Raw genomic sequence first — 16,287 nt, 5'->3', positions numbered from 1 at the left:
CCCACGGGGCTTTTCCTGCCTGGCGGGATCTGCCCGCAGCACAGCGCGCCACGCTTCTTGAGGCCTGGCATGATCTGATGATGAAATNCCACATCCGTCACTTCCGGGCCGATGCCGTCACCGGGAAGCAGGGCGATGTTCAACGCTTGTCCCATTCCGCCTCCTTATCAGCTGCAGGTCGCTCTCTCCACGCTGCAATACGGGCTGTCCTGGCAGTGGCGGCAATGGATGCCCGCGATGCAAGCCTGTGTGCGCGGAGGTGAAGCGCTCCGGTTTCTGCAAGCGATGCGTTAATGCTCAGCTTGCAGTGTGTCTCGTGAAGCTGTTGTTAGGTTAGCTACCCATACACAGGTACTTGTCTTCCAGGTATTCATCCATGCCCTGGTGGGAGCCTTCCCGGCCCAGACCGGATTCCTTGACGCCACCGAAGGGGGCGGCCGCGTTGGAAATCAGGCCTTCGTTGACACCTACCATGCCGCTTTCCAGCGCTTCGGCCACGCGCCAGCAACGGTGGATGTTGTCGCTGTAGAAATAGGCGGCCAGACCGTAAGGGGTGTCGTTGGCGATGCGAATGGCGTCTTCTTCGGTGCGGAATGGAATCACAGCGGCCAGCGGGCCAAAGGTTTCTTCCTGGCAGAGCTGCGCATCGGTGGTCACGCCGGTGATCAGGGTGGGCTGTACAAAGCTGCCGCCGCGCTCATGGCGCTGGCCGCCGGTAACCACCTTGGCGCCCTTGCCCAGGGCGTCTTCCAGATGCTCCATGACCTTGTCGGCGGCATCCCGGTTGATCAGGGCCGCCTGGCTGACGCCCTCCTCAAGGCCGTCGCCGACTTTCATGGCTTCGATGGCAGTTTTCAGCTTCTCCACAAAGGCATCGTGGATGCTGTCCTGCACCAGGAAGCGGTTCACGCAGACGCAGGTCTGACCGGTGTTGCGGAACTTGCTGGCCATGGCCCCTTCCACGGCCTTGTCCAGGTTGGCATCGTCAAAGACGATGAAGGGGGCGTTGCCTCCCAGTTCCAGGGACACCTTCTGGATGTGTTTGGCGCACTGGGCCATCAGTTTGGAGCCCACTTCCGTGGAGCCGGTGAAGCTCAGCTTGCGGACAATGGGAGAGTCGGTGAGGGCAGTGGAAATGGCCCCGGCGCTGCCGGTAATCACGTTGAACACGCCTGCGGGGATCCCTGCGCGCTCCGCCAGCTCGGCCAGTGCCAGGGCGGAGTAGGGGGTGGCACTGGCGGGTTTGACCACCATGGTACAGCCTGCGGCCAGGGCGGCGCCGGCCTTGCGGGTGATCATGGAGGAAGGGAAATTCCAGGGGGTAATCGCTGCGGTCACACCGATGGGTTGCTTGATTACCACAATTCGCTGACCGGCTTTGGGTGCCGGGATGGTGTCGCCGTAGGCGCGCCGTGCCTCTTCGGCGAACCATTTCAGGAAGGAGGCGGCGTAGGCGATTTCGCCCTTGGCCTCGGCCAGGGGCTTGCCCTGCTCCAGGGTCATCAGCCGGCCCAGATCGTCCTGGTGTTTCATCATCAGATCATGCCAGGCCTCAAGAAGCGTGGCGCGCTGTGCTGCGGGCAGATCCCGCCAGGCAGGAAAAGCCCCGTGGGCGGCGTCGATGGCCTGGCGGGTTTCTGCTTCTCCCATTCGCGGTGAGGTGCCCAGGCTGTCATCAGTGGCCGGGTTCGTCACGGTGAAGGTGGCGCCGTCATCCGCATCGCACCAGTGGCCATTGATATAGCACTGCTGGCGAAACAGGGCGTTGTCAGTGAGGGTAACCGTCATCGTACATCTCCCGAGCTTTTTGCACCGTGTTGCGTATTACGCTAGCAAAGCAAGGAGAGATGTCCATGCCGGAAGCAAAAAATCGGTTCGGGGTCTAAGGAAAAGACGGGATGGCGCAGGGAGGGGTTGCAACAATACGGCTGTAGGGGCGCCGCTTGAGGCGCGAGTGAGACGGAGGGAGTCCCTAGAAGCGAGTAACGAAAATCACAACCGAAGTCCGTATCGCCTTTCGCGACTCGCTTCTCGGTACTCGCCTCGGATTTTGCCGATTCGCGCCTCAAGCGGCGCGACTACCGCGACGTCCGATAGAAAATCTACCGACGCAATCCGTCGTTCAGGTGCGGTTTGATCTTCTGCAGCAACCCTTTGAAGACCTTCGGGCTGCCGGCGACGATGCCGCCGCTTTCCAGGAATTTGTGGCCACCGCTCAGGTCGCCTACCAGGCCACCGGCTTCGGTGATCAACAGGGCGCCGGCGGCCAGATCCCACTCGGACAGGCCGAATTCGAAGAAGCCATCCAGGCGACCGGCGGCCAGCCAGGCCAGGTCCAGGGCGGCAGAGCCCGGGCGGCGCAGGCCGGCGGTGGACGCGGCGATGTCGGCGAACATGCCCAGGTAGGCGTCCATATGCGGCGCCTGGTCTTTACGGAACGGGAAACCGGTGCCGATCAGACAGCCTTCCAGGCCGGGACGGTTGGTGCAGCGGATACGGCGACCGTTGAGGGCGGCGCCACGACCACGGCTGGCGGTGAATTCTTCATCCCGGTTGGGATCATAGATCACGGCGTGTTCCAGTTTTCCTTTGTATTTCAGGGCGATGGAGACGCAGTACTGGGGAAAGCCATGGATGAAGTTGGTGGTGCCGTCCAGGGGGTCGATCACCCACTGAAAGTCTGCCCCGTCACCCTTGCCGCGGATTTCGCCGGATTCCTCGGCGAGGATGCTGTGATCCGGGTAGGCCTTGAGGATGACTTCGATGATGCGTTGTTCGGCAGCACGGTCCACCTCGGTGACGAAGTCGTTCATGCCTTTCTTGCTGACAGATAACGGGTCATTGCTTTCGGCGGCACGACGAATCAGGTTACCCGCCTGACGGGCGGCTCGCAGGGCAATGTTCACTTGCGGCGCATGCATGCATCTGTCCTCAAAAAAGTTGTCAAAGAGCGCCGGCGGGCAGGGTGCCTTGCCGGGGCGCGGATTGTAGCAGAGCCGGTGCGTTCAGGGCAGCGTTGGAAACCGCTTAATTGCCTTTCCCGGGCACCAGGGCCTCTCGGGCAAGGGATAATTGGCAGTTTCTCATGATAACATTGCCGCCTTTTCCGGCCAGATCCGTGTACAGGTACCTTACATGCTAGAAAATGTGCGTATTGTGATGGTGGAAACCACCCATCCCGGCAACATCGGTGCCGCAGCCCGGGCCATGAAAACCATGGGGCTGTCGGACCTGAGGCTGATACAGCCGCGGGATTATCCGTCCGTGGAAGCCACCGCCCGGGCCTCCGGGGCCGGCGATGTGCTGGAAGCTGCGCAGGTCTGCCAGACCCTGGACGAAGCCCTGGAGGGTGCCACCCTGGTAATCGGCACCAGCGCCCGCCAGCGTCGCATCCCCTGGCCGTGTCTCACGCCCCGGCAACTGGCGGCGCAATTGTCCCACGAGCCGGATGACACCCGTATTGCGGTGCTGTTCGGTCGCGAGGACCGCGGGCTCACCAATGATGAGCTGCGCCGCTGCAATCTGCATGTGAGCGTGCCCACCAATCCCGAGTACGGGGTCTTGAATGTGGCATCGGCGGTCCAATTAATCAGTTACGAGCTGCGCATGGCTCTGTTGGGGGACGATTTTGATCTGAAGGAAGCCCGTTCCCGCCGTGAGGCCATGCCGTTGCCGGAGATGTTCTGGGATGAGCCGCTGGCCAGTAACGAGGCCGTGGCCGGTTTTCTCGATCATCTGGAAAAGGTCATGGCGCAAAGCGGTTTTCTGAATCCGCAGCAGCCGGGCCAGGTCATGACGCGCATGCGCCGTTTGTTTATGCGCGCGCGACCGGACAAAATGGAAATGAGCATTCTGCGTGGTGTGCTGGTGGCGCTGGAAAGAAAAATGCCGCGGAATGACGGGGAATAGTTCCCGCTCCCCGTGGTATCCAACCGGTTACGCCTGAGACGAGGTATCTATGTTTGATCGAGTACGCGAGGACATCGCGTCGGTATTCCACCGGGACCCGGCGGCACGTAACACCCTGGAGGTGTTGCTGAACTACCCGGGCCTGCACGCCGTGCTGTTCCACCGCCTCGCCCACGCCCTGTGGAAACGGAACTTCAAGCAGCTGGCGAGATTTGTTTCCACTTTCGCCCGCTGGATGACGGGTATCGAGATCCACCCTGGTGCCAAGATCGGTCGACGCTTCTTTATCGATCACGGCATGGGCGTGGTGATCGGCGAAACCGCGGAAATCGGCGATGACGTGACGCTCTACCACGGTGTCACCCTGGGCGGCACCAGCTGGAACAAGGGCAAGCGCCATCCGACCCTGGAGGACGGTGTGGTGGTCGGTGCCGGCGCCAAGGTGCTGGGGCCGTTTACCGTGCACAAGAATGCCAAGATCGGTTCCAACTCGGTGGTCACCAAGGAAGTCCCCGAAGGCGCCACCGTCATCGGTATCCCCGGCCGGGTGGTCAGCAAGCCGATCACGGAACAGGAAAAGAACCGCCAGCAGATGGCAGAAAAAATCGGATTCCAGGCCTATGGGGTCAGCAACGATATGCCGGACCCGGTAGCCGAAGCCATCCACCTGCTGCTCGATCACATGCACGCGGTCGACAACAAGCTGGACCGGGTCTGCACCAATCTGAAGAAGCAGGGCATTCAGGGCTGTGACGAGAAACTGCCGGAATTGAAGGACGAGGATTTCGAGCCAGTGAATGCCGGCGGAACAGATTGAAGAGCCGTTTCAAGTTGAAAGTTCAAAGTTGAAACGCGAGACGGTTTTAGCGTGAGCGGAAAGCAAAGAGGCCGCGCCCAAGGTTTGGGCGCGGCCTCTTTCGTTTCAACACATGGCGAACTTGGCCCGTGTTTCAACTTTCAACTTTTAACTTGCGACTCAGACGTTAAACCGGAAGTGCACGACATCCCCATCCTTGACAATGTATTCCTTGCCTTCCAGGCGCCATTTACCGGCATCCTTGGCGCCGGCTTCGCCGTTATGCTCGATGTAGTCTTCATAGGCGGTGACTTCGGCGCGGATGAAACCTTTTTCGAAATCGGTGTGGATCACACCGGCGGCCTGGGGGGCGGTGGCGCCAACACGGACGGTCCAGGCGCGCACTTCCTTCTTGCCCGCCGTGAAGTAGGTCTGCAGACCGAGCAGGTTGAAGCCGGCACGGATGACCCGGTTCAGGCCCGGCTCTTCCATGCCCAGGTCGGCCAGGAAGTCGGCCTTTTCTTCGTCGTCCAGCTCGGCAATTTCCGATTCGATCTTGGCGCAGATAGGCACCACGGAGGAATTTTCCTTCTCGGCCAGTTCGCGCACGGCGTCCAGCAGGGCGTTGTCCTCAAAGCCGCCTTCGTCCACGTTGGCGATGTACATGGTCGGCTTCAGGGTCAGCAGGTTCAGGCTCTTGATGGCCTTGCGTTCATCATCGTTCAGATCCACGGAGCGGGCCGGTTCACCTTCGTTGAGAACGGGCAGCACCTTGTCCAGTACCGGCAGCAGGCCTTTGGCATCCTTGTCCTGTCCCTTGGCGGCCTTGGTGGCCCGCAGGTGGGCTTTTTCCACCGTATCCAGGTCGGCCAGGGCCAGCTCGGTGTTGATCACGGAGATGTCGTCCAGGGGGGACACCTTGCCGGACACATGGATCACGTTTTCGTCATTGAAGCAGCGCACCACATGGGCGATGGCATCGGTTTCACGGATATTTGCCAGAAACTTGTTGCCCAGGCCTTCGCCCTTGGACGCCCCGGCCACCAGGCCGGCGATATCCACGAATTCCATGGTGGCGGGCATGATCCGCTCCGGGCTGACAATGGCGGAGAGCTTGTCCAGACGGGGGTCTGGCACCGGAACCACACCGGTATTGGGCTCAATGGTGCAGAACGGGAAGTTCTCGGCATCAATCCCCGCTTTGGTCAGCGCGTTGAACAGGGTGGATTTGCCCACGTTGGGCAGACCGACGATACCGCATTTGAAACCCATAACAGACCTCCGTTTTTCGAGGGCGCAATGCTACTCAAGGCGGGTTCAAAAAGCGACCACCGCCGGGCATTTCGCGGCGAACCCGGGGGTTGCTGGCGGGACGACTGTACCAGGCGCTGTTGCCGCTACCGACATGGCGGGGGCGGGCTAGACTGCAAGTCCGTCAACTGAACAAGAGTCACCATGGCCGAGCGCATCCTTTACCAGTTCCCGATCTCTCATTACTGCGAGAAGTCCCGTTGGCAGCTGGACCACAAGGGCCTGGCGTACCGAACGGTCAATCTGTTGCCCGTGGCCCACCGGGTGCGTACCCAGTGGCTGGCCCGCGCCAATACAGTGCCCCTGCTGCGCGACGGTAAACGCAGGATCAGTGACTCCACCCGGATTGCCTATTACCTGGAGAAATATTACCCGGAGCCGTCACTGTTGCCCCGGGCCAGTGATGCCCGCGCCCGGGTGATTGAGCTGGAGCAGCAGTTCGATCGCTATGGCGTCCATGTCCGGCGTTGGGTGTACGGCCAGGTCCTTGATCGGCCGGAAGTAATGAGAGCCCTGGTGGGCGATTGCGGCTTGCCCGGCCCCCTGGAACGGGTGGCCAGGCCGCTGGTTCGGGAGGCCATCCGGCGCGGCTATGCCATCAATCCGCAATGGGTGATGCGATCCGAACAGCGCGTTGAGGAGGGCTTGGCACTGTTGGAGAGCGAGCTGAAGAAAGGCAAGGGGCAATATCTGGTCGGGGATCGCTTCAGTCTGGCGGATATCACGGCTGCCAGCATGATGGCGCCATTGGTGAGCCCGAAAGGTTCGCCCTGGGACTTGTTCGATGAAACAACACTGTCGCCAGCGTTGCGCAAACAGATCGAAAAATGGCGATCCCGGCCAGCCGGAGAGTGGTTGCTGGCGAGGTACGCGGAAGATAGGTAAGAATCAGTGACGAGTTACGGGGAGCGAGGTAGGCGCCGGTTTACGGTGTTCGAAACCCGCTTCTCGCAACTCTTACCTGCCTTTAAGCCTTGAACCCGTTGAGCCGGTTCATTGCCCCGTTCAAATCCCCACGCAGCATGTCGGCGGTGTGATAGACCGCTTCGTCGATGGCGCGGTCGATCAGGTCGCGATCGGCCTGGGAGGGCTTGTTGAGCACATGGGGGGTGACGCGGTCAGCAGAGCCGGGGTGGCCGATGCCGATGCGCAGCCGATAGAAATCCCGGCTGTTGCCATGCTTGCTGATGATGTCGCGCAGCCCGTTATGGCCGCCATGGCCGCCGCCTTGCTTGAAGCGGGCGCAGCCGGGGGGCAGGTCCAGTTCGTCGTGGGCGACGAGCATCTGGGTGACAGGTATCTTGAAGAAGTTCGCCAGAGCGGCGGTGGCCTGACCACTGCGGTTCATGAAGGTCGTGGGGACCAGCAGACGAATGGTTTCGCCTTCGAAGGTAAAGGTGCCGGTGAGGCCGAAGTATTTCTTGTCTTCGGAAAGGAAAACGCCCTGGCGGCGGGCCAGGGCGTCCACATACCAGACGCCGGCATTGTGGCGGGTGTCCTCGTATTCGCGGCCCGGGTTACCCAGGCCTACGATCAGTCGAACCGGTTCCGCCACAGCCACAGTGCGTCTTATTCCTCGCCTGCGGCTTCTTCGCTTTCGCCGTCTTCGTCGTCAGCAGACGCACGAACTTTCGGCGCATGGATAGCGGCTACCGGCTGGTCGTGATCATCGCCCAGTGAGAGCTGGGTCAGCTCGACGCCCTTGGGCAGTTTCAGATCAGACAGGTGAACAATGCTGTCCAGTTCGACCGCTGCCATGTCCACTTCGATGAACTCGGGCAGGTTCTGCGGCAGACAGCTGACTTCCACCTCGGAAATATTGTGGTGGATCTCACCGCCCTGTTTCTTCACACCAATGGAGCTTTCTTCATTGATGAAGTGCAGGGGCACATTCATGGTGATCTTGTGAGTCTTGTCCACACGCAGGAAGTCCACGTGGGTCGGGTGGCCTTTAGCCGGGTGGCGCTGCATGTCACGCAGTACCGCCTGCACATTGGCGCCGTCCAGTTTCAGGGTCAGCACGTGGCTGTAGAAGGCTTCGGTTTCCAGAGCCTTTTTCAGTTCACGCAGCTCCACGCTGATCATCTGCGGCTCGGCGTCGCCACCATAGATGATGCCGGGAACACGTTCTTGCAGACGACGCAGGCGGCGGCTCGCACCTTTCCCCATGTCGCTGCGGGCTTCTGCATTCAGCAGGAAATCATTGGACATGATATGTCTCCAGTAAGCTCTCGGGCGTCCCGCGACCAGGTCTGCCGGAGAGGTTGATAGAACCACGGAGGATTCCGCGGGGGCGCGATTATGCATGAAAAAGGCGTTGCGTGCCAGCGGAAAGGGCTTCAATCCGCAAGCTACAAGCTGCACACGGTTTGGCATCGGGGTAGCCCGGAATGAAAGAGGCCGCGCACAGGAGCTGTGCGCGGCCTCAGGGGCTTCAAGCTGGCAACAATTCATGCCGTGTTGAAGCTTGTAGCTTGATGCTTGCCGCTGATTTACACCAGTTCCAGCCGGTCGAACATGGCGCTCAGGGACTCTTCGTTGTTCACCCGGCGGATGGTTTCGGCCAGCATCGGGGCCAGGCTGAGCACGCGGATGTTGGCACAGGCGCGTCCCGCTTCAGACAGCGGGATGGTGTCCGTGACCACCAGTTGATCCAGGGCGCTGTTGGCGATGTTGTCGATGGCCGGGCCGGACAGTACCGGGTGGGTGATATAGGCGTAGACCTTGGCGGCACCATGGTCTTTCAGGGCCTGGGCGGCCTTGCAGAGGGTGCCGGCAGTATCGACCATATCGTCCACCAGAATACAGGTGCGGCCTTCTACTTCACCGATGATGTGCATCACCTGGGACACGTTGGCCTTGGGGCGGCGCTTGTCGATGATGGCCAGATCGGCGTCGTTAAGCTGCTTGGCCAGCGCCCGGGCGCGGACCACACCGCCCACATCCGGGGATACCACCATCAGGTCATCGTGATTCTGGCGCTCGATGTCCGCCACAATCAGCGGGGTGGCGTAGACGTTGTCCACCGGAATGTCGAAAAAGCCCTGAATCTGGTCGGCGTGCAGGTCGACGGTGACAACCCGGTCGATACCCACGGCGGTGATCATGTCGGCGACCACCTTGGCGGTGATCGGTACCCGGGCGGAGCGCACCCGGCGATCCTGGCGTGCGTAACCGAAATAGGGCATCACGGCGGTAATCCGGCCTGCAGAGGAGCGACGCAGGGCGTCGGCCATGACCAACAACTCCATGATGTTGTTGTTGGTGGGGTTGCAGGTGGATTGCACGATAAAGACGTCTTTGCCGCGCACGTTTTCCTGGATTTCCACGGCCACTTCACCATCACTGAAAGTGCCCACATCGGCATTGCCAATGGGCAGGTTCAGGTGCTTGACCATGGCCTGGGCCAGTTCGGGATTAGCGTTACCGGTGAAAACGACGAGTTTGGACACTGGCGTCCCTCTTGAGTCGTGAATTTCGGGAGCCTCCGAGGAAAGGGGGGAGGGCTCCGGGCAAGAAAATGGCTGGGGTACCAGGACTCGAACCTGGGAATCACGGGATCAAAACCCGTTGCCTTACCAACTTGGCTATACCCCAACACTCGGTCTCAGGTCTGCACTATTTACTCGTTTGTGCAGAGTTGCCTGAATTCTGTGTCTCTCGAAACTTCGCCAGTGTCTCTCCCAGTGTCTGGTGGAGAGGAGAAGTATTACAGCTTCGAGCGACGAAACCTGTCCAGTGTTGTGGCAACTGTTGCAGCAAATGCTGCCCCTGTTGCGGTCCGGTGAGGCGTGCAAAACAACAAGCGCCGGTGCCGGTCATACGGGCATTTCCCGTATGCTGCCTGAGCCAGTGAAGCAACTCCCCGATTTGCGGAAATTGCCGTATTGCTGCCGCTTCACAGTCATTGCGAAAGTCGCGGGTCAGCACCACCTCAAGCGAGGCCGGTAATTTACTGACGGGGGTATCCCTTGTCAATTGCCGGTCGCCGAAAATTCGAGCAGTTGACACATGAATTCCCGGGTGAATGACCAAAAAATCATCGTTCGGCAGTGAAACCGGGGTGATTTGCTCTCCGACGCCTTCCGCCCAGGCGCTTTTGCCACGGACAAAGACCGGCACATCCGCCCCCAGTGATAACCCCAGTTCCGCCAGGGTGTCCTCGGGCAGATTCAGGCCCCACAGGGCATTGAGCCCCAGCAGGGTAGTGGCAGCATCAGAGGAGCCGCCGCCAACGCCGCCGCCCATAGGAAGGTGTTTTTCCAGGCGGATGCGAGCCCCGGAGTGGCAGCCGGCATGGGTCTGCAGGAGCCGGGCCGCGCGCAGTATCAGATTGCTGTCGTCGCTGGGAACCTCCGGGTGGTCGCATTCCAGGGTCAGGGAGTCAGCCGGGGTGAAATGCAGGGTGTCGCCCTGGTCGAGCAGCGCGAACAGGGTTTGTAGCTCATGGTAACCGTCCGGTCGACGACCCGTGATGTGCAGGAACAGGTTGAGCTTGCCGGGAGCCGGGAGGGTGAGCGTGGTCATTGTCGGGGGCCGGGCTGCCAGTCCTTGATCAGCAGGGTGAAGCGGTTGCCGTTCTGTCTGGCCTTGATGCGATAAGGCAGCGTCACTCCGGCTACCGGCTGATAGCGGTCGAATTCCAGGCTCCAGCCCAGCTGTTGCAGGGTTTGCAGATGGCCGCTTTGGTCATAGTCGGCCTCGCCGCGGGCGCCAGGCCAGGGCAGGCCCCGAGCCCAGTACTGCAGGGCGGAGACCGGGAGCCAGAAGCCGGTCAGGTGCCAGGCCAGTTCACCGGGGCTGCGGGCCTGGTATTGTTCCTTGGCCGTAATCAGTTCGGCCCGGCCACTGTCCCAGCGCAGGTCGGCGCTACCAAAACCCAGGGGGCCGGAAAAACGGATCTGGCCGCGATTGGGCTGCTGGGTCCAGTCGAAGGAGGCGCTGCCGCCGTCATTGGCGGTTCGGTAGCCGAGCTTGCCACTCATGGCCCAGCGGTCGATCTGGTCGGGATGGTCAAAGGTGGCTGAGGGAGTGGGGCGCAGCTGACAGGCGCTCACCGTCAGGGCCATCAGTGCCAGGGTGAGGATTCGCATGGGGCTGAGGATCACAGGCGAGCTCCGAATTTTTCCATGACTTCACGGATATAGGGGGCGTCCGGATTGCTTTGCAGGGCATCGCGCCATACCTGGCGGGCCTGATTCTGGGCACCCAGTACCCAGAGAACCTCTCCGTAATGGGCGGCAACCTCCGGGTCAGGGAATTTTTCGTAGGCCCGGCGCAAATAGTCGCGGGCCGCTTCCAGTTCACCGCGCTTGTAAAGCACCCAGCCCATGGAGTCCAGGATGGCCGGATCATTCGGCCGTAATGCCAGCGCTCGGGAAATATAGTCGTAGGCCTCGTCCAGGCGCTGGGTGCGGTTGGCCAGGGTGTAGCCCAGGGCGTTGAGTGCGCTGGCATCATCCGGTGAGATGGATAGCACCCGCCGCAGGTCGCGTTCCAGTTTTGCCAGATCGCCGGTTTTCTCTGCGATCATGGCCCGGCTATAGAGGAGCTCGGTATTGTCCGGTTCTGCCTCGACGGCCTGGTCGAGCAGGATCAGCGCCCCCTGGGGATCCCCCCTATCGTTGCGCATTTCTGCTTCAGTGATAGTAAGACTGGTGCTCAGCTCCGGGTGCTGTCTGGCCAGGCTGGCCATCAGGGCGCTTGCCTGGTCGCTGTTGCCCTGCTGGTAGAGCAGGCGCGCGGCCTGGACATTGGCACGGACCGCCTGGGCACCCTGCACTTTCAGGTAATGATCCACGGCCCGGTCCAGATCCTGTGCCTGCTCGGCGGCCTGTCCCAGGTAGAGATGCATGTCATCCGGCCGGTAGTTCTGCGCCAACAGGGCCTGCAGTTGCCCCCGGGCGGCATCGCTGGCTCCGGCTTCCAGGGCCAGCAGCGCCAGGGAAAAGCGCAGATCCAGATCTTCCGGGTATTGCTCCGCCATGCGGACCAGCTGTTTCTCGGCGTTATCCGTATCGCCGGTGGCCAGCAACATGCGGATATAGGTAATGCGGGGGCGTCGCGCCTGGGGATATTTGCGAACCAGTTTCTTCAGGTGCCGCAAGGCCTGTTTTTCTTCCCCCAATTTGTGCAGCAGCTGGGCCTTGAGCAGAAGGGCTTCTTCATGCCGGGGCATCAGGTCCAGGGCCCGTTCATCCGCCTCTAGGGCGCCCGCGTAATCGTTCTGGTGCTCGAGCCAGAGGGCGCGGGCGTACCACAGCGGGGCCTGATCCGGGTACCGGTCGGTGAGCTGGGCCAGCGCCTCGACCAGCTGCCGGTTACCCTGGGCATCCAGTCCGCGGGCCTGGCTGACCAGCCTGCCCAGCGCTTCACCGCCATGTTCGCCTAACAACATGTCCAGGTAGCGGCTGGCGGCGGGGATGTTTCCCAGGCGGATTTCCGAAAGGATCGCCAGTTGCAGGGCTTCTTCGTCCGCCGGAGCCTGTTCCAGCCATAGCTCGCTGAGGGCCAGGGCCTGTTGATGGTCTTCCAGGTAATGGGCCAGTTGGGCCGCCTGGCTGATCACTTGTGGGTCCCCGGTGCTACGGGCCGCCTGGCTGTAATAGGCCAGTGTCACGCCCAGGGACTGGCGCTGGGCGGCCACTTCCGCCACCAGCAGGTCGGAAAGGGTCTCGCTGTCATAGCTCGGTGCGGGCGGATTGGCCGCAGGAGGCTGTGACTCGGCAGCTGTCGGGGCCGGTGTCTTGCTGGCGCAGCCGTTAAGTAACAGGACGCCGCAAAGTGGCAGAAAAAGGAATCGCGTCATTAAAGGGGGTATGCCTGTTTTATGGTCCGGGTATCATGGCACAGCGATCCGGGATTGCCCAAACGGATAAGCGGTTCCTATGCCATTGATTCGCCGGGCCATCATTGTTTTGGGGGGCGCTTTAACGCAAAATGCCTGACCCTTGCGTGGCCTGTTTTCACCGGGCTATTGCCTTCCGACGAATGTGGCGGACAGAGAGTTCCATGAACTGTCGACATGCGTATAAACCGGTGAGGAAAGTGGCCCGGGTCTGCTGCGGGCACGAGAGTCTATGAATCTAGTCGCTGTTGGCGTAAATCACACCACCGCGGATGTGGAGTTACGTGAACGTCTGGCGTTCTCCACGCAGCAGGCGGAAGCGGCGCTGGCCAGCCTGCGAGACATGCCCGGGGTCCGTGAAGCGGCCCTGCTTTCCACCTGTAACCGCACCGAGTTGTACTGTCTGGTGGATGAGACGGTGCCGGATTTTGCTGCCTGGCTGGCGCACAGTCGCCACTTGCCGGTAGATAAACTCGTGTCCGCACTCTATCAGCACCAGGGCGAGCAGGCGCTTGAGCATATGATGCGGGTGGCTGGCGGCCTGGATTCGCTGGTGCTGGGCGAGCCACAGATTCTTGGGCAGATGCGTGAAGCCTATGCCCGTGCCCATGAAGCCGGGTTGCTCAATGGCGAACTCTCCCGGTTGTTCCAGGAAGTGTTCTCGGTGGCCAAGCGCATTCGTACCGAAACCGGTATTGGTGCCAACCCGGTTTCTGTGGCCTATGCGGCCGTGTCCTTTGCCCGCCATATCTTTGCCGATCTGAAGAAAAGCCGCGCCCTGCTGATCGGGGCAGGGGAAATGATCGAGCTGGTAGCCCGTCACCTGAATGAGCAGCAGGTCAGCGAAATCACCATCGCCAACCGTACCCAGCAGCGCGCTGCGGAGCTGGCGGCCAGCGTCGGCGGACGGGGCATCAGTCTGGAAGAATTACCGGTGGCCCTGGAACGGGCGGATATCCTGATTTCCTGTACGGCGGCGCCGCTGCCCATTCTGGGTAAGGGAATGGTGGAGCGGGCGCTGAAGAAGCGCCGCCACAAGCCCATGTTCATGGTGGATATTGCCGTGCCCCGGGATATCGAACCGGAAGTGGGGGAGCTGGATGACGTCTACCTGTACACGGTGGATCACCTGCAGGAAGCCATTCAGGAAAATGTCCGTGCCCGCCAGCAGGCAGCCCAGGAAGCGGCCGAGCTGATCCGTGATGCCATCGTTCGCCACCGACGCCAGCGTCGCGAACTGGATGCAGTGACCGTGTTGCGCGAGTACCGGCAGCAGCATACGGCTCTGGCTGAGAACGAGTTGGAAAAAGCCCTGCAACAACTGCAGAACGGCGGGGACCCGGAGCAGGTCCTGCGCAAGTTTCAGCATTCCCTGGTCAACAAATGGCTGCACACCCCCAGTGTGACCCTGCGCAAGTTGGCAGCGGAGGGCCGAGCGGAGTCATTGCTGTTGGCCCGGGAGCTGCTCCTTGATGATCCGGACAGTCCGTCCGAACCGAAATAAATCCCTTTGAGGGTTCTATGAAAGCGTCTTTGCAAGGCAAGCTGGAAAAGCTGGCTGACCGTTTTGAGGAATTGTCCGGTCTGTTGTCGGACCCGGAGATTATTGGCAACCAGAAGAAATTTCGTGACCTTTCCCGGGAGTATGCGGAAATTGACCCGGTGGTGAAGTGTTACCGGGATTACTTGAAGGCCGCTGCCAATCTGGAAGCGGCCAGGGCCATGCAGGATGACAGCGATCCGGACATGCGTGAAATGGGCCAGGAAGAAGCCCGTGACGCGACGGCAACGATGGATGCCCTTGCCGGTGAGCTGCAGAAGTTGATGTTGCCCAAGGATCCCCGCGACGGTGCCAATGTGTTTCTTGAGGTGCGCGCCGGCACCGGCGGTGACGAGGCCGCCATTTTTGCCGGTGACCTGTTCCGCATGTACAGCAAATATGCGGAGCAGAATGGCTGGAAAGTGGAGTTGGTCAGTGCCAGTGAAGGGGAGCATGGCGGCTACAAGGAGGTGATTGCCCGGGTCATCGGCGATGGGGTCTATTCCCGCTTCAAGTTTGAATCCGGCGCCCACCGGGTGCAGCGGGTGCCAGCCACGGAATCCCAGGGGCGTATCCACACCTCTGCCTGCACGGTGGCCATCATGGCCGAAGCCGAGGACCTGGGAGATATCCAGATCCGCAACGAAGACCTGCGCATCGACACCTACCGGTCCTCCGGTGCTGGCGGTCAGCACGTGAACACCACCGACTCTGCGGTCCGCATCACCCACCTGCCCACCGGCGTGGTGGTGGAATGTCAGGATGAGCGCAGCCAGCACAAGAACAAGGCCAAGGCCATGAGCCTGCTCAGTGCCCGACTCTACGATGCCCAGCAGAATGCCGCCCATGCGGAACAGGCGGCGGAGCGCAAATCCCTGGTGGGGTCCGGTGACCGTTCCGAGCGTATTCGCACCTACAACTATCCCCAGGGCCGGGTAAGCGACCATCGCATCAATCTGACGCTTTACCGGCTCGGTGAAATCATGGAAGGGGACCTGGATGAGTTGCTGGGTGCCTTGATGTCCGAACACCAGGCGGACCTGCTGGCGACCCTGGGCGACAGCTAGGATGCGCATTGATGTGGCCCTGCGCCAGGCAAGGGAGCGGCTGGCATCGTCCCCCAGCCCGGACCTGGATGCCCAGGTGCTGCTCTGCCATGTGCTGGCGCGCCCGCGCAGCTATCTGTTTACCTGGCCGGAACGGGAACTGGAGGCGCACCAGCAGCAGAGCTTTCTGGCGTTGCTGGCACGGCGGGAACAGGGTGAACCGGTGGCTCACCTGACCGGTGAGCGGGAATTTTTTGGCCGCAATTTCAGCGTTACCCCTGACACTCTGATCCCTCGACCGGATACCGAAACCCTGGTGGAGCTGGCCCTGAAACTGGGGCCTGCGGGCCCGGCCCGGGTGGTGGACCTGGGCACGGGAACCGGTGCCATCGGCGTGACTCTGGCCCTGGAGCGTCCCCAGTGGCAGGTGACCCTGACCGACCTGAGTGCGGCGGCCCTGTCCGTGGCCGGGGGGAATGCCCGCCAGCTGGGGGCGCAGGTGACCTTGCAACAGGGAAGCTGGCTGGAGGATTGCCGGGGACCTTTCGATGTGATTGTCAGCAACCCTCCCTACATTGATCCGGCGGATCATCATCTCGATGAGGGAGATGTGCGCTTTGAGCCTCGCTCTGCGTTGGTGGCGGATCAGCGAGGCCTGGCGGACCTGGCCACCATTATCACCCAGTCCGCGGCCCGTCTGGTTGCCGGTGGCTGGCTGCTGCTGGAACATGGCTACCAGCAGGGTGCGCAGGTGCGTGCGCTGATGGAGGCAGGACGTTTCGACGGGGTGCGCACCGAGCGTGACCTGGGCGGCAATGAGCGGGTGACGGTGGGAAGG

General features: G+C 61.4%; 15 protein-coding genes and 1 tRNA gene. 6 read left to right on the top strand and 10 right to left on the bottom strand.

All coding sequences use genetic code 11. The features are described from left to right. Positions 1–333 precede the first annotated feature (333 nt). Positions 334–1,788 carry an NAD-dependent succinate-semialdehyde dehydrogenase gene (locus A3714_RS08470; protein WP_063509305.1) on the bottom strand — a complete coding sequence of 485 codons (1,455 nt, stop codon included), beginning with the start codon at positions 1,786–1,788 and terminating at the stop codon, positions 334–336. Positions 1,789–2,102: 314 nt separating this feature from the next. Beyond that, the gene (gene suhB / locus A3714_RS08465; RefSeq protein WP_062816648.1) at positions 2,103–2,921 is read right to left on the bottom strand and encodes an inositol-1-monophosphatase; all 819 of its coding nucleotides are present in this window, start codon (positions 2,919–2,921) and stop codon (positions 2,103–2,105) included. A gap of 214 nt (positions 2,922–3,135) precedes the next feature. Here suhB and A3714_RS08460 point away from each other — a divergent pair, with 214 nt between their 5' ends. Then, the gene (locus A3714_RS08460) at positions 3,136–3,909 is read left to right on the top strand and encodes an RNA methyltransferase (protein WP_063509304.1); all 774 of its coding nucleotides are present in this window, start codon (positions 3,136–3,138) and stop codon (positions 3,907–3,909) included. Positions 3,910–3,958: 49 nt separating this feature from the next. Continuing rightward, positions 3,959–4,726 carry a serine O-acetyltransferase gene (cysE, locus tag A3714_RS08455; protein ID WP_062816649.1) on the top strand — a complete coding sequence of 256 codons (768 nt, stop codon included), beginning with the start codon at positions 3,959–3,961 and terminating at the stop codon, positions 4,724–4,726. A gap of 159 nt (positions 4,727–4,885) precedes the next feature. Here cysE and ychF read toward each other — a convergent pair whose 3' ends face one another. Beyond that, entirely contained in the window at positions 4,886–5,977 is a 1,092-nt protein-coding gene (gene ychF / locus A3714_RS08450; RefSeq protein ID WP_063509303.1) for a redox-regulated ATPase YchF, read from the bottom strand. A 183-nt stretch (positions 5,978–6,160) separates the two neighbouring features. On the opposite strand from ychF, the gene A3714_RS08445 reads away from it, so the two are divergent. Further along, positions 6,161–6,901, top strand: a complete 741-nt coding sequence (locus A3714_RS08445; RefSeq protein WP_063509302.1) for a glutathione S-transferase family protein — start codon at positions 6,161–6,163, stop codon at positions 6,899–6,901. Between the two features lie 82 nt (positions 6,902–6,983). Here A3714_RS08445 and pth read toward each other — a convergent pair whose 3' ends face one another. The 7 genes from pth to A3714_RS08410 all read right to left on the bottom strand — a co-directional run bounded on the left by pth (position 6,984) and on the right by A3714_RS08410 (position 12,824). After that, a complete protein-coding gene (gene pth, locus A3714_RS08440) occupies positions 6,984–7,571 on the bottom strand; it encodes an aminoacyl-tRNA hydrolase (protein WP_062816834.1) in 588 nt (195 codons plus the stop codon). Between the two features lie 14 nt (positions 7,572–7,585). Beyond that, complete coding sequence (locus tag A3714_RS08435; protein WP_062816652.1) at positions 7,586–8,227, bottom strand: 50S ribosomal protein L25/general stress protein Ctc; 642 nt, start codon at positions 8,225–8,227, stop codon at positions 7,586–7,588. Positions 8,228–8,508: 281 nt separating this feature from the next. Continuing rightward, on the bottom strand, positions 8,509–9,468 hold the full coding sequence (locus A3714_RS08430) for a ribose-phosphate diphosphokinase (RefSeq protein ID WP_062816653.1): 960 nt from the start codon (positions 9,466–9,468) through the stop codon (positions 8,509–8,511). Positions 9,469–9,537: 69 nt separating this feature from the next. Continuing rightward, positions 9,538–9,613 (bottom strand) — tRNA-Gln (locus tag A3714_RS08425). A 21-nt stretch (positions 9,614–9,634) separates the two neighbouring features. Continuing rightward, the gene (gene ispE / locus A3714_RS08420) at positions 9,635–10,543 is read right to left on the bottom strand and encodes a 4-(cytidine 5'-diphospho)-2-C-methyl-D-erythritol kinase (RefSeq protein ID WP_063509301.1); all 909 of its coding nucleotides are present in this window, start codon (positions 10,541–10,543) and stop codon (positions 9,635–9,637) included. Continuing rightward, positions 10,540–11,124, bottom strand: a complete 585-nt coding sequence (gene lolB, locus A3714_RS08415; RefSeq protein WP_082810831.1) for a lipoprotein insertase outer membrane protein LolB — start codon at positions 11,122–11,124, stop codon at positions 10,540–10,542. Before lolB ends, ispE begins: the two co-directional genes overlap by 4 nt. After that, complete coding sequence (locus A3714_RS08410; protein WP_063509300.1) at positions 11,121–12,824, bottom strand: tetratricopeptide repeat protein; 1,704 nt, start codon at positions 12,822–12,824, stop codon at positions 11,121–11,123. Before A3714_RS08410 ends, lolB begins: the two co-directional genes overlap by 4 nt. 271 nt (positions 12,825–13,095) lie before the next feature. Between A3714_RS08410 and hemA the strand changes: the two genes are divergently transcribed. From hemA to prmC, 3 genes are all read left to right on the top strand, one after another. Then, positions 13,096–14,367, top strand: coding sequence for a glutamyl-tRNA reductase (gene hemA / locus A3714_RS08405; RefSeq protein ID WP_062816657.1), 1,272 nt, complete (start codon positions 13,096–13,098; stop codon positions 14,365–14,367). A gap of 17 nt (positions 14,368–14,384) precedes the next feature. Then, a complete protein-coding gene (prfA, locus tag A3714_RS08400) occupies positions 14,385–15,470 on the top strand; it encodes a peptide chain release factor 1 (RefSeq protein WP_063509299.1) in 1,086 nt (361 codons plus the stop codon). Position 15,471: 1 nt separating this feature from the next. Next, positions 15,472–16,287, top strand: an 816-nt coding sequence (gene prmC, locus A3714_RS08395; RefSeq protein ID WP_063527168.1) for a peptide chain release factor N(5)-glutamine methyltransferase, incomplete at its 3' end; no start/stop codon positions are given.

This window comes from Alcanivorax sp. HI0007 (genome assembly GCF_001635525.1).
Taxonomy (GTDB): domain Bacteria; phylum Pseudomonadota; class Gammaproteobacteria; order Pseudomonadales; family Alcanivoracaceae; genus Alcanivorax.
The sequence above is the reverse complement of the archived record's forward strand: the minus strand, read 5'-3'. Positions and strand labels throughout refer to the sequence as shown.

Excerpts from the sequence above, each read along its gene's own strand:
- ychF (WP_063509303.1), bottom strand. The coding sequence starts at position 5,977 with ATGGGTTTCAAATGCGGTATCGTCGGTCTGCCCAACGTGGGCAAATCC.
- hemA (WP_062816657.1), top strand. The coding sequence starts at position 13,096 with ATGAATCTAGTCGCTGTTGGCGTAAATCACACCACCGCGGATGTGGAG.
- prfA (WP_063509299.1), top strand. The coding sequence starts at position 14,385 with ATGAAAGCGTCTTTGCAAGGCAAGCTGGAAAAGCTGGCTGACCGTTTT.
- A3714_RS08445 (WP_063509302.1), top strand. The coding sequence starts at position 6,161 with ATGGCCGAGCGCATCCTTTACCAGTTCCCGATCTCTCATTACTGCGAG.
- A3714_RS08470 (WP_063509305.1), bottom strand. The coding sequence starts at position 1,788 with ATGACGGTTACCCTCACTGACAACGCCCTGTTTCGCCAGCAGTGCTAT.
- A3714_RS08460 (WP_063509304.1), top strand. The coding sequence starts at position 3,136 with ATGCTAGAAAATGTGCGTATTGTGATGGTGGAAACCACCCATCCCGGC.
- A3714_RS08410 (WP_063509300.1), bottom strand. The coding sequence starts at position 12,824 with ATGACGCGATTCCTTTTTCTGCCACTTTGCGGCGTCCTGTTACTTAAC.
- A3714_RS08435 (WP_062816652.1), bottom strand. The coding sequence starts at position 8,227 with ATGTCCAATGATTTCCTGCTGAATGCAGAAGCCCGCAGCGACATGGGG.
- suhB (WP_062816648.1), bottom strand. The coding sequence starts at position 2,921 with ATGCATGCGCCGCAAGTGAACATTGCCCTGCGAGCCGCCCGTCAGGCG.
- ispE (WP_063509301.1), bottom strand. The coding sequence starts at position 10,543 with ATGACCACGCTCACCCTCCCGGCTCCCGGCAAGCTCAACCTGTTCCTG.
- cysE (WP_062816649.1), top strand. The coding sequence starts at position 3,959 with ATGTTTGATCGAGTACGCGAGGACATCGCGTCGGTATTCCACCGGGAC.